General features: G+C 57.1%; 20 protein-coding genes and 1 pseudogene. 13 read left to right on the forward strand and 8 right to left on the reverse strand.

Features of this window, described 5'->3' with window-relative positions; translation table 11 throughout:
- The 3 genes from GOB93_RS17100 to GOB93_RS17110 all read right to left on the reverse strand — a co-directional run.
- A partial coding sequence (locus GOB93_RS17100) for a transposase (RefSeq protein WP_173584703.1) occupies positions 1-254 on the reverse strand: 254 nt, incomplete at its 3' end.
- Positions 255-678: 424 nt separating this feature from the next.
- Positions 679-1,503: a family 1 encapsulin nanocompartment shell protein gene (locus GOB93_RS17105; protein WP_173584704.1), complete on the reverse strand. Its 825-nt coding sequence runs from the start codon at positions 1,501-1,503 to the stop codon at positions 679-681.
- Positions 1,500-2,498, reverse strand: a complete 999-nt coding sequence (locus GOB93_RS17110; RefSeq protein ID WP_408742416.1) for a Dyp-type peroxidase — start codon at positions 2,496-2,498, stop codon at positions 1,500-1,502. Before GOB93_RS17110 ends, GOB93_RS17105 begins: the two co-directional genes overlap by 4 nt.
- A gap of 387 nt (positions 2,499-2,885) precedes the next feature.
- Here GOB93_RS17110 and GOB93_RS17115 point away from each other — a divergent pair, with 387 nt between their 5' ends.
- The 12 genes and pseudogenes from GOB93_RS17115 (at position 2,886) to GOB93_RS17170 (ending at position 13,004) form a co-directional block, all read left to right on the forward strand.
- Positions 2,886-4,319, forward strand: coding sequence for a cytochrome ubiquinol oxidase subunit I (locus GOB93_RS17115; RefSeq protein WP_173584706.1), 1,434 nt, complete (start codon positions 2,886-2,888; stop codon positions 4,317-4,319).
- Between the two features lie 3 nt (positions 4,320-4,322).
- Positions 4,323-4,706 (forward strand): cytochrome d ubiquinol oxidase subunit II, encoded by a 384-nt coding sequence (locus tag GOB93_RS17120; protein ID WP_173584707.1) that lies wholly within the window; start codon positions 4,323-4,325, stop codon positions 4,704-4,706.
- Positions 4,693-4,842, forward strand: a complete 150-nt coding sequence (locus tag GOB93_RS17125) for a DUF2474 family protein (RefSeq protein WP_173584708.1) — start codon at positions 4,693-4,695, stop codon at positions 4,840-4,842. Before GOB93_RS17120 ends, GOB93_RS17125 begins: the two co-directional genes overlap by 14 nt.
- Positions 4,843-4,895: 53 nt before the next feature.
- Entirely contained in the window at positions 4,896-5,357 is a 462-nt protein-coding gene (locus GOB93_RS17130; protein WP_173584735.1) for a nitrate reductase associated protein, read from the forward strand.
- Positions 5,358-5,361: 4 nt separating this feature from the next.
- Positions 5,362-7,665, forward strand: a complete 2,304-nt coding sequence (locus GOB93_RS17135; protein WP_173584709.1) for an FdhF/YdeP family oxidoreductase — start codon at positions 5,362-5,364, stop codon at positions 7,663-7,665.
- Positions 7,666-7,824: 159 nt separating this feature from the next.
- Complete coding sequence (gene moaA, locus GOB93_RS17140; protein WP_338422408.1) at positions 7,825-8,808, forward strand: GTP 3',8-cyclase MoaA; 984 nt, start codon at positions 7,825-7,827, stop codon at positions 8,806-8,808.
- 120 nt (positions 8,809-8,928) lie between these two features.
- Positions 8,929-9,537 (forward strand): NTP transferase domain-containing protein, encoded by a 609-nt coding sequence (locus GOB93_RS17145; protein WP_173584710.1) that lies wholly within the window; start codon positions 8,929-8,931, stop codon positions 9,535-9,537.
- Positions 9,525-9,767, forward strand: coding sequence for a MoaD/ThiS family protein (locus GOB93_RS17150; protein ID WP_173584711.1), 243 nt, complete (start codon positions 9,525-9,527; stop codon positions 9,765-9,767). The genes GOB93_RS17145 and GOB93_RS17150 overlap by 13 nt, the downstream gene beginning before the upstream one ends.
- Positions 9,764-10,240 (forward strand): molybdenum cofactor biosynthesis protein MoaE, encoded by a 477-nt coding sequence (locus GOB93_RS17155; RefSeq protein ID WP_242010873.1) that lies wholly within the window; start codon positions 9,764-9,766, stop codon positions 10,238-10,240. Before GOB93_RS17150 ends, GOB93_RS17155 begins: the two co-directional genes overlap by 4 nt.
- Positions 10,237-11,040 carry a formate dehydrogenase accessory sulfurtransferase FdhD gene (fdhD, locus tag GOB93_RS17160; protein ID WP_173584712.1) on the forward strand — a complete coding sequence of 268 codons (804 nt, stop codon included), beginning with the start codon at positions 10,237-10,239 and terminating at the stop codon, positions 11,038-11,040. Before GOB93_RS17155 ends, fdhD begins: the two co-directional genes overlap by 4 nt.
- Positions 11,041-11,233: 193 nt before the next feature.
- A complete protein-coding gene (locus tag GOB93_RS17165; protein ID WP_173584713.1) occupies positions 11,234-12,172 on the forward strand; it encodes a LysR family transcriptional regulator in 939 nt (312 codons plus the stop codon).
- Between the two features lie 72 nt (positions 12,173-12,244).
- Positions 12,245-13,004: pseudogene (locus tag GOB93_RS17170) on the forward strand (IS5 family transposase).
- Positions 13,005-13,033: 29 nt separating this feature from the next.
- Here the strand turns inward: GOB93_RS17170 and GOB93_RS17175 are convergent.
- From GOB93_RS17175 to GOB93_RS17195, 5 genes are all read right to left on the reverse strand, one after another.
- Positions 13,034-14,746, reverse strand: a complete 1,713-nt coding sequence (locus tag GOB93_RS17175; RefSeq protein ID WP_173584714.1) for an FAD-dependent oxidoreductase — start codon at positions 14,744-14,746, stop codon at positions 13,034-13,036.
- Positions 14,747-14,757: 11 nt separating this feature from the next.
- Positions 14,758-15,822 (reverse strand): Gfo/Idh/MocA family protein, encoded by a 1,065-nt coding sequence (locus tag GOB93_RS17180; protein WP_173584715.1) that lies wholly within the window; start codon positions 15,820-15,822, stop codon positions 14,758-14,760.
- Entirely contained in the window at positions 15,819-16,637 is an 819-nt protein-coding gene (locus GOB93_RS17185) for a sugar phosphate isomerase/epimerase family protein (RefSeq protein WP_173584716.1), read from the reverse strand. Before GOB93_RS17185 ends, GOB93_RS17180 begins: the two co-directional genes overlap by 4 nt.
- A gap of 35 nt (positions 16,638-16,672) precedes the next feature.
- Positions 16,673-18,448 carry an FAD-dependent oxidoreductase gene (locus GOB93_RS17190; RefSeq protein WP_173584717.1) on the reverse strand — a complete coding sequence of 592 codons (1,776 nt, stop codon included), beginning with the start codon at positions 18,446-18,448 and terminating at the stop codon, positions 16,673-16,675.
- 65 nt (positions 18,449-18,513) lie between these two features.
- Positions 18,514-19,323: an IclR family transcriptional regulator domain-containing protein gene (locus GOB93_RS17195; RefSeq protein ID WP_198912718.1), complete on the reverse strand. Its 810-nt coding sequence runs from the start codon at positions 19,321-19,323 to the stop codon at positions 18,514-18,516.
- A 541-nt stretch (positions 19,324-19,864) separates the two neighbouring features.
- Between GOB93_RS17195 and GOB93_RS17200 the strand changes: the two genes are divergently transcribed.
- Positions 19,865-21,346, forward strand: a complete 1,482-nt coding sequence (locus tag GOB93_RS17200; RefSeq protein ID WP_173584719.1) for a carbohydrate porin — start codon at positions 19,865-19,867, stop codon at positions 21,344-21,346.
- Positions 21,347-21,353: the final 7 nt, after the last annotated feature.

A 21,353-nucleotide genomic window follows, 5' to 3' on the forward strand; every position in this document is an offset into this window, starting at 1 on the left:
CCAGCCTGTTCTGTCACGGCGACGAAGATCCGGTCGAAGACACCCGGGCGGTTCCACCGGATGAAGCGATTATATAAAGTCCTGTGCGGACCATACGCTTTCGGGGCATCTCTCCACTGAAGCCCGTTGCGGATCACGTAAACGATCCCGCTCAGAACACGACGGTCATCCACCCGTGCCACACCATGCGCCAGCGGAAAAAACGGCCTGATCAGATCCATCTGGCGTTCAGACAGCAAAAACACGTCACTCACAGCTTCACCTCCAGCGGTAAGCCTGTGAATCATGAAACACTGCTCAGTTCAATGAATTAACAAGTCCTGAGCCTGGTGGAATGGGCGCTGCAGTTACTAACTCCGATTTGTCTTCCAGGGTCTTGTTCCGAGGGTGACCAGCTCGTTGGCTTCCATTCCTTCAGGATTATGACTTGCCTTTTTAGCGATTTCTCTTTCCAGTTCGGTGGCATGCTCCCCGCCTTTCAGAATGTGGTCAGCGATGCGGATAATTTCTTCTTTTGTCAGAAGCTTCGGTGAACGCTTCCTGCATGAGGAACGCGATCGTGGGACTAATTGTGATCCTGTCGAATTTTCATAAAGGTTAAACTGACATTCTGGCCGAAGTGAACCCGGGCAGAATGTCGCTGAAACGAAACACAAGAAGACGAAGACGTTCCTGGCGTCAGGCCGCCGGTGTCGTCTCCTGGGGTGCAGCGTCGATTGCCACCGTCGCTTCCGTGGTGAGGACGCGAAAGACGAAGCTCTCCTGCAGATATAGCTCGACCGTATCTGCGGTGTGATTCAGATAGCCGATTGAAAAATCCTGCCCGATATCGAGCACCAGATCACCGCCGCGCATGGACACCACGAACGCGCCTTCGATGGCGGGGGCCCAGATGAGCTTTCCGTCAATCAGGCTCTCGATGTGCTTGCGGACGGGATATCCTTCATCATCACCACTGCTCACGGTCGTATAGGCCTGCGCGCCCAGCACAACAGAGTAAGGACCGTTCACGCCTGCGAGCCGGAGTTCGTTGAGTGCCTCGGTGATGACGCGGGGATAATCCCTGACGGATGCCGGAAACTTCAGATGGGCATTGGAGGTTGCTTCGCGGATGCCATGAATGCCTGCCGCGCTGTAACCGTCGAAGATCGCGCGATCTTCGGCAAACGCAATCTTCTTTGCTGCATCTTTCACCGGCTGCCAGTCCGAATCCTGGGAACCGCGATCTACAGCGTCGATCTCTTCACGTGATAACGTGAACGGAACACGTAATTCGACCAGCGGACGCACTTCACGCTGTATGGCCTGCACGCCGTCGTTCGGCGCCTGAATCGCGCTGCCGCGGCCGGTCCCGATCCCTGCGAGCGACAGCCCTTTCGGCTCGGAAGTATCAACGACACGCCGTCCGGCCAGGTGGCGCCGGAGAGTGCGTGCGGCTTCGTCCTCGATCTGCTCCCAGGCAGCGCTGGAAACCGGCGCGAGGTGACGATGGAGATTGTTCATATTTGTGGTTCCTCTTTCAGTGAGCCGATGCCCAGAGACGTAGCGTCAACCGGGTGAGCAGAGACACAGGTGTCGGAAGCCGGACTTCCGGCAGCATTTTCGCCAGACGATATCGAGGGCGTCAGGTCTGGCGCACCGTCGAGAAAATCGGCCGTCGGGATGAAGAAGAGCACGCCGGTGACGGCCGTGCTGACATCCAGAATCCTGTCGTAGTTACCCGGCGGTTTGCCCACGAACATGTTCTGGAGCATCTGTTCCGTGCGGGCGGGGGACCGAGCATAGCCTATGAAATAGGTCCCGAATTCACCCTTGCCGACCTGTCCGAAGGGCATGTTGTCACGCAGGATCTGAAGCTGCTCGCCGTTTTCCTCAATGTTCGTCAGAACATTATGCGCATAACTCTTCTTGGCGGAATCGCGCTGCTCGATATCGGAAAGCTTGTGCCGGCCGATGACGTCTTCCTGCGTCTCGACCGCCATGGCATTCCATTTTTTCAGGTCATGCAGGTATTTCTGAACGATGACATAGCTGCCGCCTGAGAAATCCGGGTCTTCCTCTCCGATAATTGTAGAGTCGATCGCCGCCTGGCCAGACGGGTTTTCCGTTCCGTCCACAAACCCAAGCAGATCTCGCTCATCAAAGTATTTGAAGCCATGGACTTCATCGATCACGGTCGCGGCACCTTCGAGACGGGAGACGATCGTGGCCGCGAGTTCGAAACACAGGTCCATTCGCGTGGCGCGGATATGGAAGAGAAGGTCTCCCGGCGTAGAGGGAGCATGATGCACGCCGTGAATTTCCCTGAACGGATGCAGATCTTTCGGGCGCGGCGTGCCGAAAAGCACATCCCAGGCCTTTGACCCGATTCCGGTCACGCAGCTCAGGCGACCATCGGGAATACGAAACCCGGTTCCCCGCACCAGCGAGGACATATCGCCCAGCAGGTCCCGGACCTGCGCCCCGATCGCGGTATCATCGCCGTCGTTCAGCGTCATGATCAGGAAGACGGCGGCCCGGGTCAGTCTGGCATCGACGGCCTGAAGTGTGGTCAATGGTCAAAAACTCCTCGTCATAGGGCTCGCTCGCGTTACGTATCCAGATTCTCTGATTACTCGTTCTGTCGCGTATTCAGTCCATATTAGACTATAATCATATCAGATCAAATTCGCCTGTTTATATAACCAGTACGCATAATGTTATAACGAGAAGGTCTTGGACGTTTGTGTCAGAATGATCTTATAATACTCCTCAAACGAACAGTGCGGGAATTTTGCTCGTTATCAGTCAGCTATTTGGTGCGCTCTTCTGACTGTCAATTCAGGTTCACTCTTTTCAAATAAAAGGCATCTTTCCTGATGTCGGGAAGATCCTGGAAGTTATGAATGCAGAATGCTCATGATATAGCGTTCCTTCTGGCACGGTTTCAGTTCGCCTTTACCGTTGGCGTTCATATTATCTTTCCAGCCTTTTCGATTGGTCTCGCCGCGTATCTGGCTGTTCCCGAAGCTCTGTGGCTGGCAACCGGGCGACAGGTTTTCCTCGATCTCTACCGATACTGGATCAGGGCGTTCTCCATCGTCTTCGGCATGGGAGTCGTGTCGGGTCTGATCATGGCCTGCGAATTCGGCACGAACTGGTCGGTGTTTTCACAGAAGGCAGGACCGATTACCAGCGTCCTGCTGTCCTGCGAGGTCATGACCGCTTTCTTTATGGAGGCCGGTTTTCTCGGCGTGATGCTGTTCGGCATGAACAAGGTCGGACGGGGTCTGCATTTCACCGCGACCTGCTGCGTCTCAGTCGGCACGCTGATATCCATGACCTGGATTCTGGCGTCCAATTCATGGATACAGACACCGCGCGGCTACCGGATCGACCCGGCCAGCGGACAGTTCCTGCCCGATGACTGGCTGGCCATCATCTTCAATCCGTCCTTTCCGTTCCGCCTCGTGCATATGGGACTGGCGGCCTTTTTGTCTGTTGCCTTTGCGGTTGGTGCGACAGGGGCATGGCACCTGCTGAAAGCGCGACGGCAGGGGAGGATTTCGAGCGAGCCTGTGCGTGTCATGTTCTCGATGGCCATGTGGATGGCGGCCATCGTCGCGCCGCTCCAGATCCTGACGGGCGATACCCACGGACTGAACACGCTGAAATATCAGCCCGCCAAGCTGGCTGCCATGGAAGGCGACCGGAACAGCGAAGGACACGCGCCTGAACTGCTGTTCGGCATTCCGAACATGAAGACCGAACACACGGATTATGCCATCGGAGTTCCGCTGCCAGGCTCACTGATCCTTACGCACAGCCTGGACGGCAAGGTGCCGGGCATGAAGGATTTCCCTCGTGACCAGCGGCCACCGTCTCAGGTGATCTTCTTCTCGTTCCGCATCGTGGTGGCTCTGGGTGTTCTCATGATGCTGGTCGGGCTCTGGTCGCTGTGGCATCGGCGGAACAGCACGCTCTTTACCAGCCCGGCCTTCCATGGCGTGGCGTTGTCCATGGCTCCCGCAGGTTTTCTGACCTTGCTGTGTGGCTGGGTGACCACCGAGGTCGGTCGCCAGCCCTGGACCGTCTACGGACTTCTGCGGACCTCACAGAGTGTTTCGCCGGTCGTACTGTCGAGCATGGTCGTGTCGATGACCGTGTTTGTCGTCGTCTACGTGGTCGTTTTCGGCTCGGGTCTGGGCATTCTTGTCCGGATGCTCGGTCGGGAACCTGAGGAAGGGGAGTGTGACGCCGATCCTTCACACGCGTCCGATATTCTGGCGACGCGCGCACACCTGGCCGTAGTCAATGCTTCTGCTGCGAAAAGAGCCTGAGAAATGATGGACTTTGCACACTGGCTGCCGATCATCTGGGCCGTCATCCTGATCGCCGCAATCTCGATCTATGTCGTTCTCGACGGGTTCGATCTCGGAATTGGCATGCTGTTCATGCTCGAACGGGACGAGACACGACGCAACGTCATGATCAGCACGATCGCGCCGGTCCGGGATGGCAACGAGACATGGATGGTTCTGGGCATTACCGTATGGCCCTGGGCCGTACCGCCGGCACTGACCCTGTGGGATGTGTCGCCGCCGCCATCCAGCCAGCTCTTCCAGCTTGTCGGAACCGTCATCCTTCTGCCCATCATCCTGACCTACACGATTTACTCCTATCGCGTCTTTCGCGGGAAAGTGTCCGAAGCCGATGGCTGTCATTGAAGTTGTAAGGGGTGACGGGTTACGGGCGTCCCGTCACCTGAGCATCCGGCTGGCGTGGCTTGCCGCAATTTGGATTGTCAGTACCGCCGCATTCTTTGTCGCAGCCTCGTTACTCCATCTTCTGGTGCCCAAATGAAAAATGCATCTCTCCTGATGGCCGAAAGAGCCGGCACAATGTCTGAAAGCTCCATGATTTTCGAATTCGAGCGCGATTTCGCCGGTTCGCTGCGTTGCATCCCCATGATCGCGCGACAGAAGCTCGATATTGTCGGAATCAAGATGACGCTCCGTCAGTGGAGCCGCCTGTCGCGCGAGGAACGGGGCAGGCTGGTAGAGATGCCGTGCGATACGTCTGCGGGACAGGAAGCATACCGCGCCCTTGTTCTGGATCTGATTGCCGCCCGGGCAGATGAACCTGTTCGCTTTCTGCCTCCCCAGACGCTGGCAGACTGGCGCGAGGAGGATTGTATGCCTGAAGCTGTTTCGATTCAGGCGCGGGCGGATGGTGTTCCGGTTCCAGCGCCGGAGCAATGGGCCAGGCTGAGTCCACTCGAGCGCTTCGCGTTGATCAAACTAGCAAGGTCGAAGCATGAGAACGAAAATTTCGTACCTGCATTGAAAGAATTTGGCATCCTCCAGGGGGAGCGTTGACATCATGAGCAAAGAAAAAGAATCTGAATTCAAGCCCTACCATCATCCGGCCGGAGGATGGGGCGCCGCGAACGCGACAGCCAGGGTCCTCATGGAACAGAGCGTCCTGGTCAAGGGATCACGCGGTCTGCTTGCGATGAACCAGCCCGGTGGCTTCAAGTGCCCGAGTTGTGCCTTTCCCGATCCCGATCATCGCAAGACACTCGAATTCTGCGAAAACGGCGCCAAGGCGCTGGCGCATGAGGTGACCAAAGCGCGCGTCACGCGGGAATTTTTCGCCCGGCATACCGTCACGGAACTGATGGAGCGCAGCGATTACTGGCTGGAGATGCAGGGGCGCCTGACCGAGCCCATGCGCTATGATGCGGCAACCGACAAATACGTTCCGGTCGCATGGGACGATGCGTTCGCGCTGATCGGCAAGCACCTCCAGGCGCTCGAAAGCCCGCATCAGGCGGAGTTTTATACGTCTGGCAGAACTGCAAACGAAACAGCGTTCCTCTATTCCATCTTCGTACGCGAATTCGGCACCAATAACTTCCCCGACTGTTCGAACATGTGTCATGAACCGACGTCGCGGGGGCTCCCGCCGTCCATCGGGATTGGCAAGGGCACGATTGTCATGGCCGATTTCGAGCATGCCGAGGCAATCTTCGTTATCGGACAGAATACGGGCACCAATTCCCCGCGCATGATGACGAACCTCGTGGAGGCGCGCAAACGCGGTATCCCGATCGTGCTGATCAACCCGATGCCCGAACGTGCGCTGATCCGCTTCACCGAGCCGCAGGACATCCTGCAGATGGGGACGTTCGGTTCAACCGCGATTTCCAGCGAATTCGTGCATGTCCGGATCGGCGGCGATCTGGCCATTTTCAAAGGCATGATGCGTGCGCTGTTCGAAGCCGAAGAGCGTGGCGAGAAGGTTCTGGATCAGGACTTTATCGCGGAACACACGGCGGGGCTGGAGGCTTTGCGCGCGGATGTCATGTCCGTCTCCTGGGCGGATATCACCCGGATATCCGGAGTGTCTGAAGAACAGATCCGTCGGATTGCCGGAATTTACGCAAAATCGAACGCTACGATCATCTGCTACGGGATGGGGCTGACGCAGCATCAGGAAGGTTCTCACCTTGTTCAGCAGGTGGCGAGTCTGCTGCTCCTTAAAGGGAATTTTGGGAAAAAGGGTGCAGGTATCGCGCCGATCCGGGGACATTCCAACGTGCAGGGCGACCGCACGGTCGGCATCGATGAGAAGCCGACACAAGCGTATCTCGACCGCGTACGCGATGTTTTTGGCTTCGAACCGCCGCGTGAGCACGGTCATCATGTCGTTGAAGCGGTTGCGGCCATGGAAGAAGGCACCGCGAAGGTGTTTTTTGGCATGGGCGGCAATTTCGCCCGCGCCATCCCTGATACCGAGCGCTCCTATGCGGCGATGGGACGGCTGAATCTGACAGTCAACGTCACAACCAAGCTCAATCGTGGCCATCTGGTTCACGGCAAGGATGCACTGATCCTGCCGGTCGTGTCCCGCTCCGAGATCATCCGGACATCCAGAGGTGAGCAGTTCGTCACCATCGAGGATGCGATGTCGAACGTGACCCCGTCGCGCGGTGTGTTCGAACCGGTCAGCCCGGATGTGAGACCGGAAACGGAGATCATCTGCCGCGTGGCAATGGCAACGCTGCCTCATTCGAAGACATCATGGGCGGATTATATCGAGGATTATACACTGATCCGTGACAGGATCGCGGAGGTCTATCCCGAGATTTACACTGATTTTTCGGAGAAGATGAAAGATCCTCACGGTTTTCATCTCGATATTCCGCCGCGCCGACGCGTATGGAAAACGCCAAACGGCAAGGCGAACTTCATTGTCATGCCGGGGCTTGAGGTCAATGACGTGATCGAGGATCCGGCGATGCTGCGTCTGGCGACGATCCGCTCGCATGATCAGTACAACACCACGATCTACAGCAACAGCGACCGGTATCGTGGTGTGTACAACAACCGCCTCGTCATTTTCATGAACAGGGAGGATCGTGAAGATCGGGGACTGGAGAACGGAGCGGTCATCGGTCTGGAAACCTATAGCGAGGACGGACGCCGTCGGTACGTTGATGGGCTGACGATTCTTGACTACCCCATGCCGCGTGGCGCCATCGCGGGATATTACCCGGAACTCAATCCGCTCCTGCCGCTTGATTTTTATGACGAGGTCAGCGGCACGCCGGCCGCCAAGGCTATTCCGGTCAAAGTGGTGCCGAGTATCGCGTCGGCCGCGCCAATCCGGATCGCCGGCTGAGTGTGTCCCATTCAATGCGGCATCATCCATCTTCGGGTGATGCCGCGAGTGGAAAGCGAAGACCCAAATCATGAATGCGGAATTTTTGCCGGGCGTCAGGCCCACAAAAGACCGGCTCCATCGACCGCTCAGGGATCTGCGAATTTCCGTGATGGACCGGTGCAACTTTCGTTGCCTTATTGCATGCCGGATTCGATCTATCATGAAGGTTTCAGCTTCCTGACGCCTGATGAGCGGCTGAATTTTGACGAAATCGAACGGGTGGCACGTGCGACTGCGGAGCTGGGCGTGACCAGGCTCCGCCTGACAGGCGGAGAGCCGTTGCTTCGTCCGAATCTGTCGGAGCTGGTGGAACGGCTCGTACGGATTCCGGGGATCGAAGATATCGCGCTCACAACCAGCGGGATGCTGCTGGAGCGTCAGGCAGCGGCACTCCACGCAGCGGGCCTGCACCGTGTGACCGTAAGCCTCGATAGCCTGGACCCGGCTGTGTTCGCGCGCATGAGCGGCGGACGCGGTGATCTGCGGACCGTGCTGGATGGCATCGGAGCAGCCCGTGCGCTCGGATTTCCGCGTGGGGTCAAAGTCAACACGGTCGTTCAGCGTGACGTGAACGATGCAGGTGTACCGGAACTCCTTGCACACTTCCGGCATACGGACGTGATTGTACGCCTGATAGAATATATGGATGTCGGCAATCGCAACGGCTGGGAACGTAGCGATGTCGTAACCTCGCGCGAGATGATGACGCGGATCAATGCGCTCTGGCCTCTCGATCCGGTGTCACCCGCTTATCGTGGCGAAGTCGCCACCCGTTACCGATATGCCGATGGCGGTGGGGAGATTGGGTTCATCTCCTCGGTCAGTGCGCCGTTTTGCGGAAATTGCTCGCGGGCGCGGCTTTCTTCGGATGGTCAGTTTTTTACCTGTCTCTTCGCCACGAAAGGCACCGATCTGCGGGCAGTCCTGCGTGATGCCGGTCATGCAGGCGAGGATGAGCCGCTCCGGCAGACGCTGGCGAACATCTGGCATCGTCGCACCGACCGGTACAGCGAAGAGCGTCAGGAACGGCGATCACGGGCTGAAGCTGTTCATGAGGACAAGGCGGGGAAGAAAATTGAAATGCACTATATCGGAGGATGATGCGATGAACGGAGAAACAGCCGTCCTGACCCATGAGATGGTGATCCGCGAGGTACGTCTTGCCGCCAAGCGCGAAGGAAAGCACGATTTCGGCAATACGATGCCTGTGGCTGCGGTGTTATGAGATCCCTCTGCGGACTTGTCCTCGCAGGCGGTGTCAGCCGCCGCATGGGACAGGACAAGGCAGCGCTTGCCTATGAGGGCCGGCCGCAACTCGACCGTGCGTTCAGCCTGCTTGCGCCGCGCGTCAGCCGCTGTTTCGTATCCTTGCGGGAAGATCAGAAAACCGATGCCTTGAGATGCGTCTATCCCGGAATTACCGACAGGTTTCAGAAAATCGGACCCGCCGCAGGTTTGCTCGCCGCCCATGAGGAATACCCCGATGTCGCATGGCTGGTGCTGGCATGCGACCTGCCGTTTCTGGACGCGCCAACGCTCGATGCGCTGATTCAGGGCCGTCGGGATGGATATACGGCTGTTGCATTCCGAAGCGAACATGACGGGTTGCCGGAACCGTTCTGCGCCATCTGGGAGCCTGAAGCTCTGGAAATATTATCTCGTCAGGTAGTGGCAGGCAGGGTCGGGCCGCGCCAGGCGCTCATCAGCAGTGTCACGTATCTTTTGCCTTCATGTACCCCTGGCGCACTCGACAATATCAATACACCCGGGGAGCGGCAGCAGGCTGAAATCAGGCTTGCCCGCTGTCAGGAACAGACATGCCAAGGATAGAACCCGAATATTTCGCACAGCCGGGCGAGCAGGCAGGCCGTCGCGCCGAAACGAGAGAAACGTCCGTCACCACGGCGGTGGCATTTTATGAGGAGCTTCGCGTGGCATACGGTTTTGCGCTTCCTGCCGGGCAGATGCGTGTGGCCGTGAATGCGGTATTTTGTCCCTGGACCCGGAGCCTGAAAGAAGGCGACCATGTGGTGTTCATTCCACCGGTGAGCGGCGGATGAACCGCTTTCTGATTGCCGACACGTCCGTCGATATCGGCACCCTTCGGGAAACGCTTCTGAAGCCCGAAGCTGGTGGCTTCTGCACTTTCGAGGAATGGGTGCGGCAGACGAACGACGGGAGGCTCGTTTCAGCCATCGGATATGAGGCGTTTGCTCCTTTGGTCACGTCCGAAGGACAGGTCATTCTCGACGAGGTGCGAGAACGCTTCGATATCGCAGAGACCTGCGCGATGCACAGGACGGGCTACCTGCCCGTCGGCGATCTCGCTGTATGGATCGGTGTTGCCGCACCTCATCGCTGTGCCGCTTGCAAGGTCTGTCGTTACATGATCGATGAGATCAGGCGCCGTGTGCCGGTCTGGAAACGCGAGCATTATGTCGATGGGCAGATTGAATGGGAGTCTGTCATCATGTCGGTTGATGTGACCGGCCAGCCGGGTCCGTTCAAAACGGGCGGCGGCCACGCTCCATGATTCCCTTGTTTCATGCAAGGAAAGTGACGAGCCTCGATCGTCCGGAGGAAGAGGTCGATCTGAACATCGCCGACGAGGTGCCGGTCAAACTCGTCTTTAACGGAATATTTCCCTACGGCGTGATGATGCTGACGCCGGATCATCTGACGGATTTCGTGTTTGGCTACTGTCTGACGGAACGCATCATCGAGGCGTCCCGGCAGATACGGTCGGTCGTGGTGTCGGAAGGCGAGGATGGTCCGATGCTTGATGTCATGATTTCGGGCGACTGCCTCTCGACCCTGTTACGGCGCAGGCCCCGTGCCCAGACCGGGCATTCGAGCTGCGGCATCTGTGGCAGCGACGATGTGCCATCTGTGGATGTGACCGGCCAGTCACCTTTTCCGCTCAATCCCACGATTGCATCGGCTGCGATCCGCCGTGCGCTTCAGGATCTCGATCGCTGGCAGGACCTGAATGCTGCGACACGCATGGTCCACGGAGCAGCCTGGGCGAACAGGGAAGGCGAGATTCTTCTGATCCGGGAGGATATCGGCCGCCACAATGCCCTCGACAAGCTGATCGGTGCCCGCATGCGTAACGACACACTTTCGGAAGATGGAATCTGTCTGCTGACCAGCCGCTATTCGTATGAAATGGCGCTCAAGACAGTGTGTGCGGGCATGATCACCGTAGTCGCAGTGTCGGCGCCGACAGAGCGCGCTTTCCGGCTGGCCGAGCGGATGAACCAGACGCTGATCGCGATCGCGCGGCACGACAGGCAGTTCGTCTTCTGCGGCGCCGCGCGCCTGACGGAGTGATGATCGCAGCAGGCGGGGAAATCTGTTGTGGCGTGGCTGGCTCCAGGTGCCTGCCATCCCTTCATCCGGTCATCGCATCACGACGGAGGTGGAGCGCGCATTGCAAGCATCGTCGAGAACGTATTCGTGTCCGAAAACGTGATGACACCGATGGCGCCGGACCCGCCGATCCATCATTGGAGAAGAGTTTGATATGTTCCTGAAGCAGCTGCAGTATCTGCGTGAAATTGAACGCTATAAAAGCTTCTCGAAAGCGGCCAGTGCGTGCGGCGTGTCGCAGCCCGCCTTATCGCGCGCCATCCGTCAGCTCGAGGATGAGCTGGGCATTGTCATCATCGACCGCAAGAAAAAGGTCTTCGGCGTTACGAATGAGGGCGCGCGTGTCCTGAAATGGGCACACGATATCCTCAAAGGCATCAGCGAACTGCGCAATGAGGTCTCGGTCACCAGGCAGGCGATCGCCGGACACGTAAAGATCGGTGTCATCCCGACTGCCGTGCATATCGTTCCGCTGCTGCTGGAGGCCGTGCAGGCGCGGTGTGGCGACTTCGCGAGTGAGGTGAGTGTTCTTCCTAACGGAACACTCATCGATAAGCTGGTCAGCAAGGAACTTGATATCGGAATTATGTATTACGACCAGTGCCCGCAGGCGAAAGCCTTCGAGGTTCGCACCCTCTATGCCGAACAGCAGGTGCTGGCGGCGTCCCGCACGTTTCAGCTGCCTGAAGGAGAAGACATCAGCTGGGACGCCGCATCCAGATTACCGCTTGCGCTTCTCACCAGGGAAATGCGCTGTCGTCAACTGGTCGATGTCGGATTTCAGACCGCCGGGGCTGAACCGACGATACGTCGTGAAACGAATTCACTGGAGTTGATTCACGCTGAAGTCATGGAGGGAAAGGTCGCAACTATTCTGCCGATCCTGTCTTTTCCGCTGCGCGTGCCGCCTCCGGGGAGGCTCAGGATGCTCCGGTTACCGGGCTTTTCTCCAGGCGCTGTAGGCATCGTGCGTCTGAGCGAACAGATCACCTCTGAATTTGCGTCGGACGTCTGGGAAATTGCCCTGAATACAAACTTTCAGGACAATATAGACTCATTGTGCAGGCCAAGGCCTGTACCGCCTCCCGCCTAGGCTCAGGACCTGTTAATTTATTGAACTGATCTGGCTGTTGTGATTCACCGTTTTCCCGATAGAGGTAAGTCTGTGAGTGACATATTTTTTCTGTCCGGACGCCAGATGGAGCGGATCAGGCCGTTTTTTCCGCTGGCACATGGGGTTCCGCGTGTGGATGACCGTCGTGTTCTGAGCGGGATCGTTTATGTGATCCGCAACGGGCTTCAGTGGAAAGATGCCCCGAAAGCGTATGGTCCGCACAGGACTTTGTATAATCGCCTCATCCGGTGGAGCCGCCTCGGTGTCTTTGACCGGATCTTTGTCGCGCTGACAGAACAGGCTGGCCGTTCGAAGCGCCTGATGATCGACGCGACACATCTCAAAGCACACAGAACGGTAGCCTCCCTGCTTACAAAGGGGCTTTTCCCCGCCATACCGGACGGACAAAAGGCGGGCTGAACTCAAAGCTGCATGCCATGTGTGATGGACAGGGACGCCCTGTCCGGCTGCATCTGACAGCGGGTCAGGTGACTTCAAAGGCGCAGACGTGCTGCTGGCAGATCTCCCCGACGAGACAGAGGAAGTCATCGGTGACCGGGGATACGACAGCAATAAAATCAGGGAGTCTCTCGCGGACCGGAATATCACCGTCTGCATTCCGCCGAGGAAGAACCGGAAATCAAAGCCGCCTTACGACTGGCATCTCTGTAAAAAGCGCCACCTCATCGAAAACATGTTCGCAAAGCCGAAAGACTGGCGACGCATCGCGACCCGATACGATCGCTGCGCCCATACATTCATGTCCGCAATCCATATCGCCGCAACCTGCATCTTCTGGCTTAAAGAATGAGTCCTGAGCCCAGGTCCTTCATGACCCATTCAGCAAGAAATTCTTGATTCTGCCTGTTCCGCCGCATCCCTGCCGGCAATGTATCCGAACGTCATCGCTGGTCCAAGATTGATCCCGCCTGACGGATAGTATCCTCCCATGACACTGGCCTGATCAGATCCCGCCACCCACAGGCCAGGCACTGGCTGGCCCTTGCGATCCAGGACACGGGCCTGCGCGTCAGCGCGGATACCCGCAAATGTGCCAAAGCTGCCGGGCACAATCCTGATGGCCAGATAAGGTCCTTTTTCTATTGGCATCACGCAGGGATTTGGTTTCTGAGAAGAATCGCCTCCGGACCGGTTGAACGGGGTGGAACCGCGGCCGAATTCAGGGTCCTGGCCCCGATCCGCAAAATGATTGTAGGAACGAATGGTTTTCTCAAGTCCTTCCGGAGATATACCACATTTCCCGGCCAGCTCCCGGATCGTTCTGCCTTCTGTAATGTAGCAGGAACGGATGTACGGACGCAGGGGGAATGGTGCAGGGCGTGAATACCCAAGCCCCCAGCGGCGCTGAAAGGCGCGCGTACAGATAAGCCACGATACCGGCTGTTCTCCCGGTTCCAGGCTGCGAAAGAGGTTCGTCACATAATCATAGTAGCCATCGGCTTCGTTCCCAAACCGGCGACCATTGGCTCTTACCGCAATGATCCCCGGCTTGGCCCGTTCGATGATGTGAGGATAATGACCCACCGTTCCATCTCTGAAGGGTACCAGGGACACAGGGCACCACGCGGCTGGTGAGGCTACCGCTGTGTCAATATCTGCACCGGCAGCTTCGGCCAGTGAAAGACCGTCGCCGGATGTGCCGGGAGCGGCAACTGTCCAGTGTTCCTGCCCGGTGGGTGTATTTGGAAACAGAGCTTTGCGGCGTGCAACATCATGTGGAAAGCCACCCGTGGCCAGGACGACACCGACGCGTGTTCTGACTGTCAGTTCACCATTTTTCGATTTCAGGATGGCGCCTGTAATGGCTCCGTCCCTGGTAAGAAGTCTTTTCGCCGGGCTGGATGCCATGAAACGAACTCCGGCTTTGTCTGCCGAAAGCATCAGTCTTGCGACAAGAGCATTTCCGTTGACGAGATGAGTGCCGCGACCATAGCGGAGCAGATCAGAGAAATGGCGGCCAAGGCGGCCGGTCACATGCAACAGCGCACGAACGGAACGCTGTGCATTCAGAAAGGCACGCAGATCCGGTCCTGCCTGTATGCCCATACCATAAAGTGTTGTTTCCCGCATCGGACGCCGGAGCAACGGCCAGAGATTACCCAGCTTTCTTCCATCGACCGGTGCGGCAACAACAGACCGCGAACCCGTACCGGCACCAGGTATGTTGCCATGGATATCGCAGATCCAGGTGCCGGAGGAAAACCGGACATCCGGATCTTCCTCCAGAAAGTCGATCATTTCCGGACCGGCTTCCAGAAGAGCCTTTACCCGTTCTGCATCGAACTTTTCTCCGAGCTCATGCCGAAGATAGGTTTCAGGGGCATCGGTATTTTCATCGTTTCCGTCCAGACGGGCATATTTTGTACAGGGAACCCACATCCAGCCGCCGGACCAGGCTGTCGATCCGCCAAAGACAGGCTCCTTCTCAGCGACGATCACATTCAGGCCACGACGTGCTGCCGAGAGTGCCGCACAGAGTCCTGCCGCCCCTGACCCGACAACCAGAAGATCACAGTTTTCAGTATGAGGCATCGGAAACTCTTTTATACAGATTGGCTGGATGGAATATGAACGGTCTTTCCCGTCCGTGCGGATTCTGCGATGGCGAGCGTGGCGCGCAGTGTGCTAAGTCCTTCCTGCGCATCAACGACGGGGACGGCTTCTCCGCGGCTGACGGCGCAGAGATTGCGCAGCTGGGCGATATAAGGACTTTCCTTTCTGTATCCGGTTGTTTCCCGTGTCAGAGGCTCATACCAGTCCGGTTTGCCGCGATACGACCAGAAATCGAGTGACGGCAATGCAAGTGATCCCTCAGTTCCGCTGATGACCATCGTTGTGACTGGCGCGGCAGGCGCGGGATAGGAATCAATTTCACCAGCCTGGAGATCCCAGCTCCAGGGAGAGCTGGCACAATCACTGAGGGAAATGGTGACCAGGGCTTCGTTATCAAGCCGAAGAAGAATTGCCGCCGTATCCTCGACTTCAAAACCGCGTATCCGGTTGCTGGTCACGGCATGAACAGAGCTGATTTCCCCACAAAGATGCCGGATTACGTCGATTTCATGGATCAGGTTGATCAGGACCGGACCGCCTCCCGGCTCCCGCCTCCAGTTCGCCGTGAAATAATCATCAGGTTTGTGAAACAATGCCATGAGTGAAACCGAAACAAGCTGTCCAGGAGCGCCTCTGCTGATGATTTCATGCGCGGTGCGGATAATGGGATTGTGCCGCCTGTGATGACCGATGAGTACGGGCACTCCGGCTTTCTCCGAGGCTGTCACGATTTCAGTGGCATCTTCGATGGTGCTGGCAATCGGTTTTTCAACCAGAGGAACAATGCGCTCCTCAATCAGACGCAAGGCAAGAGCGCGATGCGTCTGATTGGGGGTCGCAACAATGGCCGCATCCGGCTTCTCATGAGCCAGAGCCGTATCCAGATCTGCAAACCAAGGCACGCCGGCAGCTTCGGCCCACTCCCTACCCGCCGAAGCAGGTTCGACGATGCCCGACAACGTGCAGAATGTACACTCCTGCATTTCACGGAAATGCAGGCGGCCGATCGCACCGGCGCCAGCCAGCAGAATACGGGCCGGTGACTGCGCGCTCATCCTGCAGGCTCTTTATTCAGAAAAGATGCTGTTGCACTGAAAGCATCTTTCGCCCATCCGGCCGCACCCCGGGCAGCATATCCTTCTCTATTGGGAATTTCGACGCTGATGCGAATATCGGGAGGAAGTGCCTCCATGATTGCATGCAGATCAATGCCACCCTGACCTGGCAGCAGGCGGGCCTGCCGCGCCGTATAGATAAGCTCTTCCTGTGTGGGTGGAATGCCTGCGGGCGCGTCGCATATCTGAAAACAGGCCAGTCGCTCCGACGGGATGGCCCGCAGATCGTCAGGAGTTGTGGAGGAACGCGCGACATGGAGCGCATCAATGATTATTTTTCCATTGTTTGCACCGGATTTTTCAATGACAGAGAGAGCTGTTTTTGCATCCTTCACGCTTGTCCAGGGCATGAATTCAAGAGCCGGACAGATACCCCTGGGACGACTGGCTTCACATAAAGCATTGAAGGAAGCAGTCAGACGAGAAAGATCAGGATCATCGCCCGCGACGAGAAATGCTGAAACAGACAGTTCGGCACACAGATCGAGAAACGGCTCGACTGATCGGACCGTAAAACCTTCGTTGATTCGGACAATTTCCATGTCTGCCAGAATAACGCCTTCAGCAGCCGCGCGATGTTTTACACTTTGCCTCAGACTCTGATCCTGCAGAAGCTGCGGGATGTTGTCACCCCCGGCGGCTGGCAGAGCGCGCAGACTGACACCGGTATAACCACACTCTTTTGCCACGGTAATCATGTCGCAGGGCGGCATGGGAGCGGTTGTCAGCCAGGAGAGAAAGATTTGTCTCGTCATTTCCGTTTGTTCTTTTTCTTACAGGAAAAAACTAGTCAGGCGGAGACATTCTCCGTGACCGGCTGGCCGTGTTCAGTCTGTTCAGGACTGCGGACGATCGTCTGCGCAGCCGGGGATCTTCCTGCAAGATGGGCAGCAATCCGCCAGGCCATGACGAGAGCCGGTCCGAGCGTGGTGCCAGGGCCTGGATAAGTGCCCCGGAACAGTGACGTCAGATCGTTGCCGCAGGCATAAAGTCCTTCGACAGGCACACCATTTTTATCAGTGACCTGTCCGTTGATGTCTCCCGTGAGTCCGGCGCTTGTCGCCAGATCCGCTGGCCGGACCGCCATGGCGTAATAAGGACCTTCGCCAACAGGACGCATGCATGGATTGGGTTCATAGCGGGCATCACCGTTGAAACGATTGACCGTTGTGGAGCCACGGCCAAAATCTGTGTCTTCTCCTGATCGGGCCAGTGCATTGTAGCGGGCGACAGTCTGTTCCAGCCTCGAAGGGTTGACGCCGATCTTTTCGGCCAGTGCTCCGATGGAGGATGCCTCAATGAGATAGCCTGAACGGATGAAACGCCGAACGCTGCGTGTTCCCGCCCAGACCATGCCAAGTCCATACTCGCGCAGAAAGGCCCGGTCGCAGATCAGCCAGGCTGTTTTGTGCTTGTGTTCAATCATGCCTGTACAGAAATCATGGTATGAATTCGCCTCATTTGCGAAACGTTTTCCATCCTGACTGACAGCCAGGAGACCAGGTTTTGCACGATCAAGTATGATGTGAGGCCATACCAGCTCCGTACCGTTCCTGAGGCGTCTTGTGGAGCAGGGCATCCACAGGGCAGGACTGTCCACGCCATCGGAGAACCCCGCTCCGGCACGCAGACCAGCTTCAACACCGTCTCCGCTGTTGCTGGCCGGCGCCAGGGAAATCATATCGGGAAAAGGAAAAACCTTCCTGCGCAGAGACGTATTTGTCGCGATACCGCCGGTAGCCAGAACCACAGCTCTGTGCGCAGTGATCGTTCTCTCCCCTTCCGGTGTTGAAAAACGGGCACCGGTCACCTTTCCGTCCGTCACGATCAGATCGTCCAGTGACCAGTTATATAAAACCGGAACGTTGTTCCTGCGCAGACTCAGAAGCAGTCGTCCGACAAGAGCATTGCCCATGACCAACCTGGTGCCGCGAGGCCAGGATACTCTGTCTTTTGCCAGCTGCAGAAAGAGAGAGAGAGTCTGACGAAAATTCCTGATTGAGGAAAACGGTTTCAGAAGAGCGTCAAGCTCGTTTCGGCCGACCATCATCCCGCCCGGGGCCAGAAATTCGCGGCGAGGCGGACGGACACGGGAAAAATCCTTTCCCAGTTTTCGTCCATCGAACGGAAGAGGCGCCAGGGCCCGCCCACCCCAGGCCGCGCCAGGGCCATCACGATAATCAGGATGGGCCGATGCTGCGGCAAACCTGACATCCGTATGATTATGCAATTCGGCAATCGCGGCTGGTGCGGCTTCAAGAAAGGCGTCCCTGAGGGCGTCGCCGCCCCGTTCACCTACAACCGACTGCAGAAACCGTCTGGCATCGTCGGGACTGTCCTGAGGGCCCACTTCCCGGGAAAGATCAGTGCCCGGGGCCCAGACCGTACCACCGGATGTTGCCGTAATTCCTCCGGCCATATCCGTCTTTTCGCAGAGAATAACATCCATATTCCGGCGTTTTGCGAAAAGAGCAGCACTCATTCCTCCCGCTCCGGCACCGATCACGAGGATGTCCGTTGCCATATCGGAGGACACAGGAGACGACGAATGAACAGAATGGAGCATTGTAAGACCTTTTTTGTTTTTGTTGGTGAGGCCACCTGATCCACAGTTTTCTGATATTTTAAGTGTTACACAGTTATGTTTTTTGCCCCGTTATCGCGTGGGACGATCTGCATGTCCCCGAGCTCACGTGCAGCTTCGACGAGAAGCTGTCCAAGTTCGAGTGCCCGTGATTCCGGCAGCCGCAGCGTCGGGCCGGCAATGCTCAGCGTTCCAAGGGTTTCCTGAGTGTGGCCCGACCGGACAACGCAGGCGATGGCTGTCATCCACGGGGCGAATGTTGCCACGGTCAGGCTGAATCCTCTCTGACGCGTTGCCTTCAGAACAGAGAGAAGAGCTTTGCTGCTGCGCGGCGCATTCGGCCCGAATTCATCGGGAGACCCGTACCCCTGCTCCTCAGCGAGTCTGACCGCGATGGCATCCGGCATGGTCGCAAGCCAGGCCAGACCTGTTGCCGTCGATGGCAGATGAGCCGCCTGACCCATGTCAGGGTCATATTTCAGGCCCGAACGACTGCCCTGCGCCCGGGCGATCCAAGAAAGACTGCCTCCATCCGGAACCGCGAGACGCACAAGTTCTCCGCTTTCTGTGGCCAGCCGGTCCAGGACAGGCTGGGCGAAATCGGTGATTCCGCAGGAAGCCAGAAATCTGAAAGCGACTGATACCGGCTTCATTGTCAGCCGATAGCGTCCACCGGAACCGCCTTCCTGCTGGATATAACCCAGAGCCTGCAGATCCGATGTCAGCCGATGGCTGGCGCTTAATGGAATCGAGAGCATGGTGCTGATGGATGAAATCGGAAGACCAGACCCGTGGTGTGACAGCAATTCGATGATCGCCAGGGTTCTTTCCATGATTCCCGACGGTACGGCGCTCACCTCATCTGTTTCCGCTACGGAGGGGCGGGATGCCGGTTTTCGGGAATGGCTCTTCGAATTCATCTTTTTTCTTCATGTGACAGGATAAATCATCTGCCCCCGTTGATAGTGGAAAACTTTTCCAATATCAATTCCAATATTGGAAAAGTTTTCCGATTCCGGTAAGGGCAGCTTTATCACTGCCGGTCAGGGCTGTGATCCGACAAAACGATCCAAAAACAAGAACGTCATATGAGGCGTCAGATGACCATCAGTGTTGTAAGAGAAATCCTCCCTCCAAGTACGGATGGAGAGTGCACCGTCGCTCTTTCCCGGAAAACGTATTCCTCCGTATCCGGCAGAACAGTTCTGCCGGAAACATCCGCCTGATGAGAAGGGTTTTCGCATGTCCTTCCTTATCTCATGGCGGTCTCTGCTGTCCGCTGCTCTCTTCTTCTGTGCGGCTGGCATAATACCCCGTGCCGAAGCAGCTCCCGTTTCCTCTGTCAGCCGGCATGCCGGACCGGCGGTATCTCCGTCTGTGCTTTCCAGGAAAAAGACGATGCGGCATCGGCACGTTGTCGCCGCATCCAGGTCTGTTGCTCCGGCATCCGCTGCAGGATCAGCTGCAGCCTCTGAACCGCTCCAGCTGGCGGCGTCATCCGGCAATGCAAAACCAGGGTCATTCTGGAATGAAATGCACGTACTGACCCAGGACAATGCAGCTTCCTCGTCCCAGCAACGGGAACGGGTTGGTGTCAATGCCTCGGCTATGGGTTCCGCGTGGCCGGAAGTCCGCGTCGTACCGGAACTTGACCGGTTGCTCGGTTCACTTGGCGGATGGCGTCAGCGCCTCTCCGATTATGGTTTCGATTTCACTCTGACCTACATGGCCGAGGGCATGTCGAATGCTGTCGGAGGCCGGCGGCAGGGGTTCGATTATTCGCATCAGGTGGTCATGGGCACCGACTTCGATCTTGAAAAAATGTTCGGCCTGAAGGGACTTTCGTTCCACATGCTTGGCGTCCAGCGAGCAGGGCGCAGCGTGGCGACAGATTATCTTGAGAAAACAGGACTTATCCAGCCTCAGCAGGATTACGGGGCCGGTGGCAATGTTCTTTACAAGCTGGTCTACATGTATTTTGAAGAAAGTCTTCTGAACAAAAAGCTTGTAGTCGATGTCGGGCGTATGCCGGCCAATATCAAGTTTGGCACATCCTATTTCGGCTGTTACGCGCTTAACAGCATCATCTGTGCACACCCGACCGCAATATCCGTGTCATCCAAGTGGCGCTCCTGGCCTTTTTCACAGTGGGGCGCCATGGCCCGGTTTAATCCAGGATATCATCTGTATGCGCAGGCCGGTGTTTTCGAGGCTTCAGCAACTGAAGGCGGCCAGGCCGGCTTTAATTTTTCTTTCGCCCCCCTTGGCTACGTCATTCCTGTTGAGCTCGGCTGGGAACCAGCTCTCGGAAAGGACAAACTGACCGGCCATTATAAAATAGGTGGTTATTTCGATACGTCCGATCATCCGGATCCATTTACCGCGATCGACGGATCACCCATCCTGATTTCTCACAAACCGGCCCGGATCGAACATCAGCGCGGAGCGTGGTATGTGGGAGCGGATCAGATGGTGTGGCGCTTTGGTCCGGCGAAGGATCAGGGCCTGATTCTTTTCGGCCTCGCAGGCTGGAATGAGGGCTCTTCTCTTGCCGGCCAGACCCAGTATACGGCAGGCATCATCTCGCAGGGTATGTTCCCCTCCCGCATAACGGACGCTGTGTCACTTTTCTGGACATGGCAGTCCGTCAACCGGAAGATCACCCGCCTGCAGGAACTGGAGTATGATCTCGGATATCCGCTAAAAAACGGTGTTACCTTGCCGCAGTCGAATTTTCAGGTTCTTGAACTGACCTATACTGCATTTCTTACCCGCGGCCTGAAACTTCTTCCGGATCTTCAATATATCGTTCATCCTGATGCGACCCGGTCCTATCCCAATGCTCTTGAGGCAGGCTTCCGTCTTCTGGCGCAGTTCTGAAGGAGCG

The organism is Acetobacter musti (assembly GCF_011516835.1).
Taxonomy (GTDB): Bacteria; Pseudomonadota; Alphaproteobacteria; order Acetobacterales; family Acetobacteraceae; genus Acetobacter; species Acetobacter musti.

Bases quoted from the DNA above. Each gene is read 5' to 3' on its own strand.
- GOB93_RS17105 (WP_173584704.1), bottom strand. From the start codon at position 1,503: ATGAACAATCTCCATCGTCACCTCGCGCCGGTTTCCAGCGCTGCCTGG.
- GOB93_RS17110 (WP_408742416.1), bottom strand. From the start codon at position 2,498: ATGACGCTGAACGACGGCGATGATACCGCGATCGGGGCGCAGGTCCGG.
- GOB93_RS17115 (WP_173584706.1), top strand. From the start codon at position 2,886: ATGCAGAATGCTCATGATATAGCGTTCCTTCTGGCACGGTTTCAGTTC.
- GOB93_RS17120 (WP_173584707.1), top strand. From the start codon at position 4,323: ATGATGGACTTTGCACACTGGCTGCCGATCATCTGGGCCGTCATCCTG.
- GOB93_RS17125 (WP_173584708.1), top strand. From the start codon at position 4,693: ATGGCTGTCATTGAAGTTGTAAGGGGTGACGGGTTACGGGCGTCCCGT.
- GOB93_RS17130 (WP_173584735.1), top strand. From the start codon at position 4,896: ATGATTTTCGAATTCGAGCGCGATTTCGCCGGTTCGCTGCGTTGCATC.
- GOB93_RS17135 (WP_173584709.1), top strand. From the start codon at position 5,362: ATGAGCAAAGAAAAAGAATCTGAATTCAAGCCCTACCATCATCCGGCC.
- GOB93_RS17145 (WP_173584710.1), top strand. From the start codon at position 8,929: ATGAGATCCCTCTGCGGACTTGTCCTCGCAGGCGGTGTCAGCCGCCGC.
- GOB93_RS17150 (WP_173584711.1), top strand. From the start codon at position 9,525: ATGCCAAGGATAGAACCCGAATATTTCGCACAGCCGGGCGAGCAGGCA.
- GOB93_RS17155 (WP_242010873.1), top strand. From the start codon at position 9,764: ATGAACCGCTTTCTGATTGCCGACACGTCCGTCGATATCGGCACCCTT.
- fdhD (WP_173584712.1), top strand. From the start codon at position 10,237: ATGATTCCCTTGTTTCATGCAAGGAAAGTGACGAGCCTCGATCGTCCG.
- GOB93_RS17165 (WP_173584713.1), top strand. From the start codon at position 11,234: ATGTTCCTGAAGCAGCTGCAGTATCTGCGTGAAATTGAACGCTATAAA.
- GOB93_RS17175 (WP_173584714.1), bottom strand. From the start codon at position 14,746: ATGCCTCATACTGAAAACTGTGATCTTCTGGTTGTCGGGTCAGGGGCG.
- GOB93_RS17180 (WP_173584715.1), bottom strand. From the start codon at position 15,822: ATGAGCGCGCAGTCACCGGCCCGTATTCTGCTGGCTGGCGCCGGTGCG.
- GOB93_RS17185 (WP_173584716.1), bottom strand. From the start codon at position 16,637: ATGACGAGACAAATCTTTCTCTCCTGGCTGACAACCGCTCCCATGCCG.
- GOB93_RS17190 (WP_173584717.1), bottom strand. From the start codon at position 18,448: ATGCTCCATTCTGTTCATTCGTCGTCTCCTGTGTCCTCCGATATGGCA.
- GOB93_RS17200 (WP_173584719.1), top strand. From the start codon at position 19,865: ATGCGGCATCGGCACGTTGTCGCCGCATCCAGGTCTGTTGCTCCGGCA.